This window comes from Zoogloea sp. LCSB751 (assembly GCF_002028455.1).
Lineage (GTDB): Bacteria > Pseudomonadota > Gammaproteobacteria > Burkholderiales > Rhodocyclaceae > Zoogloea.
Window position 1 is genome coordinate 137229 of the sequence record NZ_MWUM01000012.1, and the last position, 9798, is coordinate 147026.

The window sequence follows — 9798 nt, forward strand, 5'->3', positions numbered from 1 at the left end:
CAATTTCTCAGAGAAACCGTCATGGTCAATCAAACCGCACCCCATTCCGGCGGCCTGCCCGTCGCCGCCAAGCAGTCTCAGGACACCGAGGCCCCGCTGCCCACCGATACCAGCCGCCCGGCCCGCATCGGCCTGTGGGTGCTCGGCCTCGGCTTCGGCGGCTTCCTGCTGTGGTCATCGCTCGCGCCGCTCGACGAAGGCGTCCCCACCTCCGGCATCGTGACCCTGGACACCAAGCGCAAGACCATCCAGCACCTCAGCGGCGGCATCGTGAAGGAGATCTTCGTCAAGGAAGGCGAGTTCGTGAAGGCCGGCACGCCGCTGGTACGCATCGACGACGCCACCACCCAGGCCAATTTCGAATCGGTCCGCCAGCACTACCTGACCGTCCGCGCCATGGAAGGGCGCCTGGTCGCCGAACAGACCGGCCAGGGCAAGATCACCTTCCACCCCGACCTGCAAAAAGTAGCCGGCGACGCCCAGGTCAAACAAACCCTGGACACCCAGCAGAGCCTGTTCCAGTCGCGCCGCAACGCACTGGCGGCCGATCAGCAGGCCTACGAAGAGAGCATCCGCGGCCTGGAAGCCTCGATCCAGGGCTACCAGGGCGTCCTGGCCAGCCGCAAGGCCCAGCACGACAACCTGCAGGAAGAACTGAGCGGCATCCGCGACCTGGTCAAGGACGGCTACGCCCCGCGCAACAAGCAGCTCGAACTGGAACGCATGCTGGCCGACGCCACCGCGGCGATGGCCGACCTGCAGGGCAACATCCTGCGTGCCCGCCAGGGCATCGCCGAAGCCCGCTCCCGCGCACGCCAGCGCCAGGAGGAATACCGCAAGGAAGTGGACAGCCAGCTCGCCGACGTACGCCGGGAAGTGCAGGCCGACGCCGACAAGCTGAAGGCCTCCGGCGACGAACTGACCCGCACGATCATCCGTTCGCCGGTCGAAGGCCAAGTCGTCTCCCTGGCCACCCAGACCGTCGGCGGCGTCATCGGACCGGGCCAGAAGCTGATGGACGTGGTGCCGCGCCATGAATCCCTGCTGCTGGAAGCCCACGTGCCGCCGCACCTGATCGACCGCCTCCAGCCGGGCCAGGAAACCGACGTGCGCTTCTCGACCTTCGCCCACTCGCCGGCGCTGGTCGTCGAAGGCAAGGTGGACTCCATCTCCACCGACCTGATCGTGGAACCGGGCAACGCCGGTGCGCCCAACAACGCCTACTACCTGGCCCGCATTTCCCTGACCGAAAAGGGCCTGAAGGAACTCGGCAATCGCCAGATGCAGGCCGGCATGCCCGCCGAAGTCGTCATCAAGACCGGCGAGCGCACCGTCCTCAACTACCTGCTGCACCCGCTGCTCAAGCGCCTCGCCGCGTCGATGAAAGAGGAATAAGCCGTGTCCGCCATCCGCAAGCTCACCCGTATCCTGCCCGGCTCCGGCCTGTCGCGCCTGACCGCCGCCGTCGGGCTGGCGCTGGCTGCCGCGCCGGCCGGCGCCATCGACTTCATGCAGGCCTACGAACGCGCCCTCAGCCAGGACGCCAGCTTCCAGGCCGCCCGCGCCGACACCGACGCCCGCCGGGAAGCCGTGCCCCAGGCCCGCGCGCAGCTGATGCCCAACATCTCCAGCAACCTGTACCGCAGCAAGGCCAACACCGACCAGCGTTCCATCAACGTCCTCGGCAACCCGGTCAAGCAGAGCTACGACTACTTCAGCAGCAACTACGGCATCAGCCTGCGCCAGCCGCTGTTCCGCAAGTACAACTTCGCCCTCTACCGGCAAGCCCAGTCCGACGTGGAAAGCGCCGAAGCCAATCTCGACAAGAACCAGCAGGATCTCGTCGTGCGCATGGCCGGAGCCTACTTCGAAGCCCTGATGGCCAAGGCCCAGTACGCGCTGATCATGGCCCAGAAGGATGCTTACGGCTTCCAGCTGGAAGCCGCCAAGCAGAGCTTCGCCAAGGGCCAGGGCACCGTCATCGACGTGGATGACGCCCAGGCCCGCTACGACATGACCGTCGCCCAGGAACTGGAAGCCCGCCAGAACCTCGGCTACACCCGCCGCGCCCTGCAGGTCATCGTCAATGAACCGGTGGAAGCCCTCGCCGATCTCGTGCCGGCACGCCTGGAACTGACCCCGCCCTTCCCGACCGACGTGGAGGAATGGATCACCCGCGCGGAAGAGATCAACCCCGAGTTGCGCGCGATGCGGGCCAACATCGAATCGGCCAACCAGGAACTCGCCAAGGCCCGCGCCGGCCACTACCCGACCGCCGACCTGGTCATCCAGCGCAGCATGAGCGAGAGCGAAAACAACGTCTCCATCAACAGCCGCTACCTGACCTCCCAGGTCGGGGTGCAGGTCAATGTTCCGCTGTTCTCCGGCGGCTACGTGTCCTCGCAGATGCGCCAGGCCCGCGCCAACATCGAGAAGATCCAGCAGCAGTACGAAGCCCGCCGCCGGGAAATCAGCCTGCAGGTGCGCAAGGAATACCAGAACATCACCGAAGGCATCGCCAAGATCCAGGCCCTGCAGCAGGCCGAGCGCTCTGCCGAACGGGCCCTCGACTCCAACCAGAAGGGTTTCCCGGCCGGCACCCGCAGCCGCGTGGACATCCTCAACGCCCAGCAGCAGCTGATCAACACCAAGCGCGACCTGGCCCAGGCCCGCCTCACCTACATCCTGGCCCGCGTCCGCCTGCAGGGGCTGGTGAGCTCCCTCAACGAGAAGGAAATCGAGACCATCAACGCCTGGCTGGACACACCGCGCGGCTGAACCTGCGGCGGGCGAATGAATTCGCCCCCACAGGTAATTCGCCCTGACCCCACAGGTAATTCGCCGCTACAGGAGGGCGAGGATGTCGCGCAGGCTGCTGCGCAATTCGGCGGAGCCGGGCGCCGCGGCAGGCGGCTCGGCGGTCAGCCCTTCGACCCACGCCAGTTGCTGTGCCAGGCATACCGTCCGCACGTCATGCTGGCTGACGACGAATGCCCGGGCCTGGCGCCCAAGGCGCTCCCGCGCGTCGGGATCGGCCAGCAGCGCGCAGACCTCGTCCGCCAGCGCCTGGCTGTCGAAGAAATCCACCAGTTTGCCGGTCTCTCCATCCTGCACGGCGGCCTCCAGCGGAGCCGTCCGGCTGCCGACGATGGCACAGCCGACGCTCATCGCCTCCAGCAGGCCCGGTGCAGCCACCGACGGATAGCTCAGCTGGACATGCACCGTAGCCAACTGCAGCAGCCCGATCCACTGGGGCGCAGCCAGCGCACCGACGAAATGCACCCGTGCCCACTCGGCCTCGGTGAGCTGTGACTTCAGCGCGATAGCCAGGGACTCCCGCCAGACCCTCCCGCCCGGGGCGGCCGTCTCATGCGCATCGCCACCGGCGATCAGCACCTGGGCGGCCGGCCGGCGCCGCAGGATGTCCGGCAAGGCGCGCATGAAGACGTGGAAACCCGCCTGGGGCACCAGTTCGCGGCAGGCAAAGGTGAGCACCTCGTCCTGGCGGGTCAGTGCCAGTTGCCCGTTCAAGGTCAGGCTGATGTCCGCCTTCGGCCCCACCGCATCGGTGTCGATCCCATCCGGCACCACCGACAGGCGATCACGCCAGGACTGCGGGAAGGAATCGGCCTGCCAGCGGGTCGGCACCATGCCCTGGTCGGCCTGCTCGAACTGCAGGCGCTGGGCCAGTTGCTGCATCCGCAGACGCGGCCCCTGGGCCGGATCAGGGTCGGCAAACTCCGCCTCGAAGGCCCCGTCGGCAGGCTGCCGGAAATGGTCGCAGCAGATGCCCAGCCGCGCTTCCGGCCAGACGTCCTTGATGAACAGGCTTTCGCCCCAACCCGAATGGGCCACGATCGCGTCGGGTTCGAAGCCCTCGGCCTTCAGCCCGAGCGCGGCGCGCATACAGGCCTCGCCGACGGCGGTCTTGCCCTCCAGGTCGGCCAGCCACGGATGCACCCCCGGCGTGCTGCCGCGCAACAGCGCAAACGGGACCAGGCGGACGCCCTCCCATTCCTTCACGGTCACGGCTTGCATCGTCAAGGCGACAACGGTGTGCCCGGCCTGGACCAAGGCGGGAGCCAGATGGGAGAACTGGCCGGGGAAATGCGGATGAATGATCAGGATGTTCATGCAGATAAGATTTCAGGAACCACGGGGGCGAATGAATTCGCCTCAACGGGGAAGATTCGAGATCACGCGACAACGCCGCCGTCGTCATTGACGATGGTGCGCACCGCGGTCAATTGGACCACCCCATCGCCGAAGCTGCCGCCGACGGGGTGGGTAAGATCGAGATAAAAGGCTTCGTCGGGCTCCGCCACGGTGTCGCCGACGATCTCGACGGGAATCACCGCCTGGTTCTCACCCGGATAGAGCTTCAGCGTACCGTGGACCGCCACGTAATCCTGGCCGGCCTTGGCCGTGCCGTCGCGAGTCGCAAAATCCACGCTGAGAATCTCGTTGGGATCGCTGCGCACACCGGTGAATTGCAGCAGGAAGTAGGCGAGGGTCGTCCCGCTGTTCCCCTCCGGCACCGCCTTCTTCACGTCCTCCGGCTTGGTCGGCGCGTCGGGATAATGGGTGCGCAGGCTCTGGTCGATCCACTGCTGGTAATAGCTGACCCGTTGCCACGCGGCGATCTCGCCAAAGCTGCTGTTCAGGTTGGCATCGATGTCCGGGTGAACGCTGCCCTGATACAGGCTCGCCGTATAGGTGGCGATACCCGCAAGCTGCCCCTGGATGAAGGCCGGACCGCCGCTATCGCCCGAGGCGATCAGCCCCTCGTCGACACCGAGTCCGGCGTCGTACAGGTTGAGCAGCTGGCCCAACGCATCATGGGTGATCACGCCATCGTCGAAATCAGCCAATAACTGGGACTCCGCCGGCGCAGTCCATGACAGGGAATTGCCCAGACCCGCCTGCAAGGTACCGAAATCGGCATCCATCCGGTTCTCGGCCTTCAAACGCAGATCGCCCGCGTTATAGCCCGCCAAGGTTCCCGTCGCACCGAAACCCGGCAGACCATAGCCCACCAGCGTCGCCACCTGGCCGATATCGTCGCTGTCCCGGTAAAGGGTGTAGCGCTCGGCCGCCTGCGGCGCACTCTGCCCCAGCCATACCAGAGCGAGATCGCTGCTCCCGTTGTGGTTGTACAGCGGATGCACCACCACACTGGACGAAGCAATCGTCTGGATGCCGCTGGCCGTCTCGAAACGCACGCTGGCCGTCATGCTGCCATGGTCGAACAGATGGGCCGCGGTCAGCACCGCCTGCCCGTCGTAGAGCAGCACGCCGGTGCCGTAATACCCACCTGCCGACACGCGCACGACCCCGTCGTAACCCTCTCCGGGCAGGGCACGGTTACGGAGATCGGTAAAGGAAGTGACAGTGGTGACCATGGAATGGGCGCTACGGAGCGGCGGGACAGTAGTGAGACAAGGCTTCGCCCCGCATTATCCTTGATCGCGGGGCGGCCCGCGCGTCAGTGCAGCACCATCGCGGGCGGCGTGCCGGCCGGGATCGGCTCGGCCAGCCACGACGGCCAGGCCTCCAGCGGCCATCCGCCCGCAACGCATTGCGCGTGCAGGATGCCCAGCCACTGCCGCAGGGCCTGCGCCTGCAGCACCAGCGACACCCGCGCGTCGTCCTCGCCCCGAAACACAAGCTGCAGCGCATCGTCGCCGGCCGTCACATCCACCGACTGCACCAGCCAGCTGCGCCGAGCCTGCTCCGGCGCCACCGGCGGCTGCGGCACCAGCGACTGCAGCGCCGCCTGCAGGGCGAAACCCTGCAGCGCATCCGCCACACCGGCATCCTCAGATGCAAGGCCCATTCCGCCCTGCTTCTCCAGCCAGGCGCAGAGATGGGGAACGAGACGGTCGACCAGGCGCCGGGTCAGCCACACAACCTCCGCCTCCCCCGGAGCGCTCTCGCCACTCAAACGGATACGGTCTTCCAGATCCACGTACTCCGTGGTCAAACGCTGCAATTCAGTCATCAATGTCTAGCCAGCGGCAAACCCAAACTACTCTCCGCCCAACAAACGATCCACTGCTGCACGGTAGACCGCCATGTCTTCACGCTTGGCCACCGCCAGCACCAGGACAACCAACACATCATCCTCGACCTGGTAAACCAATCGGTAGCCTTGTTTGCGCAGCTTGATTTTGTAGCAGTCGCGCAGATCTCGATGGAGCTCAGCCCCCGGCATGTGAGGCTGCTCAAGGCGCTTCTTCAGGAGTTTCCTGAGAAGCTCCTTGACGCTGCCATCAAGTGCGTTCCACTCCGCCAGAGCCGCAGGCAGGAACTTCAAGCGATACCGCGTTGGCCCCCCGGTTGAATCAGATCTGGTCAATATCCACCTCGACCGCGCCATCCTTCTGACTCAAGCGCTGACGAGCAAGATCCACTAGATCACGGTCCGCAAACTCCTCCACCAAGGCCTCGAACAGCCTGGGCGTAACCATGTAGAAGGCGGGTCGGTTGTGATTGAGTACCGCAACCGGCTTTTCACCTGCCGTCCGCAGGACTTGGGCCGGATTCTTCTTGAACTCGGACATACTGACCGAGTAGTCGGCGTAAATCGCATCCATGACATTATCTCCGCACATATTCGGAGACAAATATAGAGCCATTTCCAGAGCCTAACAAGACACAGTCTTCAGAGATCCACGTACTCCGTGGTCAAACGCTGCAATTCAGTCATCGAGACGGCGCGGCTCACACCAGCAACAGGGTCAGGGCCCCCTCCTCCGTATCCTGCGGCAAGCCGACGATACTGATGACGCTCACGTCAGCACCCGGCCGCTCCGCGGCGTGGAGGTAGGCATCGTCGCCCAGCGGCCACCAGCCGATGGATTCCGCCTCGATGGCACGCAGCTCCAACGCTTCGTCCACGCAGGCGCCTTCGGCCGCGGAGGTGGGGCTTTTCACATTGGGCGCGAGGGTCGTGCCGCTGATAATCAGAATGTCGTTCATGGCGCCCGAAGTATCACAGTGGGGATATGGCATACCTGTCTGGCCGGCGTGGCTCTGGGTCGAATCGCTGGCATCAGTCACCCGTCAGCAGCGCCTTGAGGTCCTTGAGGATCCGGAGATAGCGCTGCGCACTCTGGAGCCACTCTCAAAAGGCCACCAAGATTCAATTACCACAAATTTTCGTCAAAAATTACCAATAATGTATTTATTTTATCTGCAAAACAGCCCATCATACAAAAAAATGTCGAAACAGGCCGAAGAGAAAGATCATGCTGCGAGCGTTCACCCTGCAGAACTTCCAGTCATTTAGAGACCCCGTGCGGATCTCGCTTGAACTGAATCGCCACACACCAGAGGACGACCGATCCTGCACGTCTGGCATCGGCACGCGTCTGTCGAAAGCGATGGCGGTCATTGGTGCCAACGCGAGTGGCAAGACAACCCTCATCAAGTCTCTGGTCTTTGTGGATTGGTTCGTAAAGCACTCCTTCCATGCCAAACCGGACGACCCAATTCCTCTCGCAGCGCATTTTTCAGCAGAGGCCGAGCCAAGCACCTTCGAGGTGGAGTTCGAACTTGACGGTCGAGAGTGGCGCTACCGACTCGTCGCCTCGAGGGAGCGCGTTTTTCACGAGTCGCTCTACACGAAGCAGAGTCGCGCCTTCTCGTACGTGTTCACCCGCGAATGGAATCCTGAGCGCAAGGGCTATGTGCTCAAGCAGCAGCAGTTCGGTCTGCTGCAGAAGGAGGCTGAAAAAGTTCGCGAGAACGCATCATTGATCTCGACTGCCGCGCAGTACGAAGTTGATCTAGCCCTGAAGCTGACTTCAGCCAACGTTCTGAGCAACGTTCATGGCTTGGGTCGTCAGGCTATGGATCACGATCAAATCATGCGCGCATCCGAGTTCTACGCAAAGAACACCGCGGTCCGTACCCATATGGCTGGACTGTTGCACCAGTGGGATTTTGGCCTGTCCGATGTGCGGGTAGAAAAACACACCGTGACACGCGAAAGCGGCAAGACTGAAGAAATGCACATCCCTTTCGGTATTCACCGTGTAGGCGACCAAGAGCATCCACTGACGTTATTTCAGGAGTCCAGTGGCACCCAGGGCGCATTCATTCTGCTTTCTCGCATCCTGCCGGCACTGCACAAAGGTGGCCTGGTCCTTATCGACGAACTTGAGGCTGACCTGCATCCCCATATGCTGACGCCGATTCTGGACCTGTTCTTCTCTCCCAAAACCAACCCACACAATGCGCAGATCATTTTTACCTGCCACTCGATCGAGGTGTTGAGCCTCTTGCACAAAGCCCAGGTGGTGCTGGTGGAAAAAAGCGACACATGCGAAAGCGATGCCTGGCGCCTGGACAGTGTCAAAGGTGTACGGGCCGACGACAATCTCTACGCCAAATACATGGCTGGCGCCTATGGCGCCATCCCTCAACTGTGAGGGCCCGAGATGGCACGCAAACAGCATCGGGTCCGAAAAACCTTGCTGGTCGTTGGCGAGGGCGATTCGGAGGAAGCATTCCTCAAGCACCTGCGTGAACTTTACTGCTCCGGTGGTGCAGGGGTTACCGTCACGGTGCGCAATGCCCACGGCAAAGGGCCAGAAAATGTCATCGACCATACGGTCAAGCAATCCAGGATCGCGAGCCATGACAAGCGCGTCGCCTTGCTCGACACCGACATCCCCTGGACCGACAAACTGAAAAAAGACGCACGCAGTGCCAAGATTGAAATGCTTGGCTCCAAGCCCTGCCTCGAAGGGCTACTGCTTTCGATCCTGGGTAAACGCCCCCCTGCGCAATCTGCGGACTGCAAGAAGGCGCTTGAGCAACTGTTGGGCATCAATCTGACGGAGCGCCAAAGCTATGCCAGTCATTTCTCGAAGGCAGTGCTCGACTCGGCCAGGCAGACAATCACCGAGCTGGATCAACTGCTCAAATTTTTCGAAGGGCGCTGAGTACGCCCTGCGTGATCTTCACGTAAAAAAACCATTGGGTGGTATGAAAATTGAGCCTGTCAGAATTCTTGTGTTTGAGGCATAACGTAATCCCCGAAAGGAATGGTTATGCCAAGGAAGAAACAGAAGCTCCCGCTGCCTGCCAATCAGCGCACTTTGGGTGCCCCACCCACTTCCCACCCATGCACCGGAACTGGCCGGCAGGATGGGCGAACCCGGCCGGTTAGCTGCCGGGCATCGCCCTTGCCGTGACTGAGCGGTTGCGTGAAGTGCCGACTTGCGGCTACCGCACTCTCGCGCCATGGGCGATGGTCTCTTCGAACTGCGCTGCAAGGGCGAGGAAGGAATTGGCTGAGCGTTCTACTGCACGATGGTCGGGCGCCAGATCGTGATCCTGCACAGCTTCATCAAGAAGACTCAGGAAACACCTGACCGGGAACTGAAGACAGCCCGCAAGCGACTGAAGGAGGTCAAACATGCACAGTGAGCAATTCAAGCCGGTTCGCCTGGACACCAAGGCAGAGCTTGCGCACGCCATGCAACGGCCGGGATTCAAGGCCGCGTGGGATGGATTGGAAGAAGAGTACGCAGCACTTAACGAACTGCTGCAGGCCCGTAAGCAGGCGGGCCTGACCCAAGAGGAAGTCGCTGCTCGAATGGGTACGACCAAGAGCGCCGTGTCGCGCTTGGAAGCCTCGATTCGAAGCGAAAACCATTCCCCCTCGTTCGCCACGCTGCGCAAGTACGCACATGCCTGTGGCAAGCGCCGGGCCTGTCGGAATTTTTGTGTTTGAGGCATAACAGCATCCAGAAAGGATGAAGGTATGCCCAAGAAGAAAGAGAAGAC

The 9798-nt window shown here is 62.7% G+C and carries 12 protein-coding genes and 1 pseudogene; 7 read left to right on the plus strand and 6 right to left on the minus strand.

What is annotated here, in order from left to right; genetic code table 11:
* The first annotated feature begins 21 nt into the window (after window positions 1-21).
* Entirely contained in the window at window positions 22-1395 is a 1374-nt protein-coding gene (locus B4920_RS14995) for an HlyD family type I secretion periplasmic adaptor subunit (RefSeq protein ID WP_079435505.1), read from the plus strand.
* Window positions 1396-1398: 3 nt separating this feature from the next.
* A complete protein-coding gene (locus B4920_RS15000; protein ID WP_079435506.1) occupies window positions 1399-2778 on the plus strand; it encodes a TolC family outer membrane protein in 1380 nt (459 codons plus the stop codon).
* Window positions 2779-2844: 66 nt separating this feature from the next.
* On the opposite strand, the gene B4920_RS15005 is transcribed toward B4920_RS15000, so the two are convergent.
* The 6 genes from B4920_RS15005 to B4920_RS15030 all read right to left on the minus strand — a co-directional run bounded on the left by B4920_RS15005 (window position 2845) and on the right by B4920_RS15030 (window position 6981).
* Window positions 2845-4134 (minus strand): glycosyltransferase, encoded by a 1290-nt coding sequence (locus tag B4920_RS15005; RefSeq protein WP_079435507.1) that lies wholly within the window; start codon window positions 4132-4134, stop codon window positions 2845-2847.
* 62 nt (window positions 4135-4196) lie between these two features.
* On the minus strand, window positions 4197-5402 hold the full coding sequence (locus B4920_RS15010; RefSeq protein WP_079435508.1) for a Calx-beta domain-containing protein: 1206 nt from the start codon (window positions 5400-5402) through the stop codon (window positions 4197-4199).
* Window positions 5403-5485: 83 nt separating this feature from the next.
* Entirely contained in the window at window positions 5486-6001 is a 516-nt protein-coding gene (locus B4920_RS15015; RefSeq protein ID WP_079435509.1) for a hypothetical protein, read from the minus strand.
* A gap of 27 nt (window positions 6002-6028) precedes the next feature.
* Window positions 6029-6316 (minus strand): type II toxin-antitoxin system RelE/ParE family toxin, encoded by a 288-nt coding sequence (locus tag B4920_RS15020; protein WP_254050948.1) that lies wholly within the window; start codon window positions 6314-6316, stop codon window positions 6029-6031.
* A 28-nt stretch (window positions 6317-6344) separates the two neighbouring features.
* Complete coding sequence (locus tag B4920_RS15025; RefSeq protein WP_079435511.1) at window positions 6345-6596, minus strand: type II toxin-antitoxin system prevent-host-death family antitoxin; 252 nt, start codon at window positions 6594-6596, stop codon at window positions 6345-6347.
* Between the two features lie 127 nt (window positions 6597-6723).
* The gene (locus tag B4920_RS15030) at window positions 6724-6981 is read right to left on the minus strand and encodes a hypothetical protein (protein ID WP_079435512.1); all 258 of its coding nucleotides are present in this window, start codon (window positions 6979-6981) and stop codon (window positions 6724-6726) included.
* On the opposite strand from B4920_RS15030, the gene B4920_RS28830 reads away from it, so the two are divergent.
* The 5 genes and pseudogenes from B4920_RS28830 to B4920_RS15050 all read left to right on the plus strand — a co-directional run bounded on the left by B4920_RS28830 (window position 6980) and on the right by B4920_RS15050 (window position 9745).
* Window positions 6980-7291, plus strand: coding sequence for a hypothetical protein (locus B4920_RS28830; RefSeq protein ID WP_139379519.1), 312 nt, complete (start codon window positions 6980-6982; stop codon window positions 7289-7291). The two genes, B4920_RS15030 and B4920_RS28830, sit on opposite strands and share 2 nt — an antisense overlap.
* Window positions 7251-8435, plus strand: a complete 1185-nt coding sequence (locus B4920_RS15035) for an ATP/GTP-binding protein (RefSeq protein ID WP_079435513.1) — start codon at window positions 7251-7253, stop codon at window positions 8433-8435. Before B4920_RS28830 ends, B4920_RS15035 begins: the two co-directional genes overlap by 41 nt.
* A gap of 9 nt (window positions 8436-8444) precedes the next feature.
* A complete protein-coding gene (locus B4920_RS15040; protein WP_139379520.1) occupies window positions 8445-8951 on the plus strand; it encodes an RloB domain-containing protein in 507 nt (168 codons plus the stop codon).
* Window positions 8952-9318: 367 nt separating this feature from the next.
* A pseudogene (locus B4920_RS30470) lies at window positions 9319-9438 on the plus strand (type II toxin-antitoxin system RelE/ParE family toxin); the annotation flags it as partial.
* Window positions 9428-9745, plus strand: a complete 318-nt coding sequence (locus B4920_RS15050) for a helix-turn-helix transcriptional regulator (protein ID WP_079435515.1) — start codon at window positions 9428-9430, stop codon at window positions 9743-9745. The pseudogene B4920_RS30470 and the gene B4920_RS15050, both read left to right, overlap by 11 nt.
* Window positions 9746-9798 lie beyond the last annotated feature (53 nt).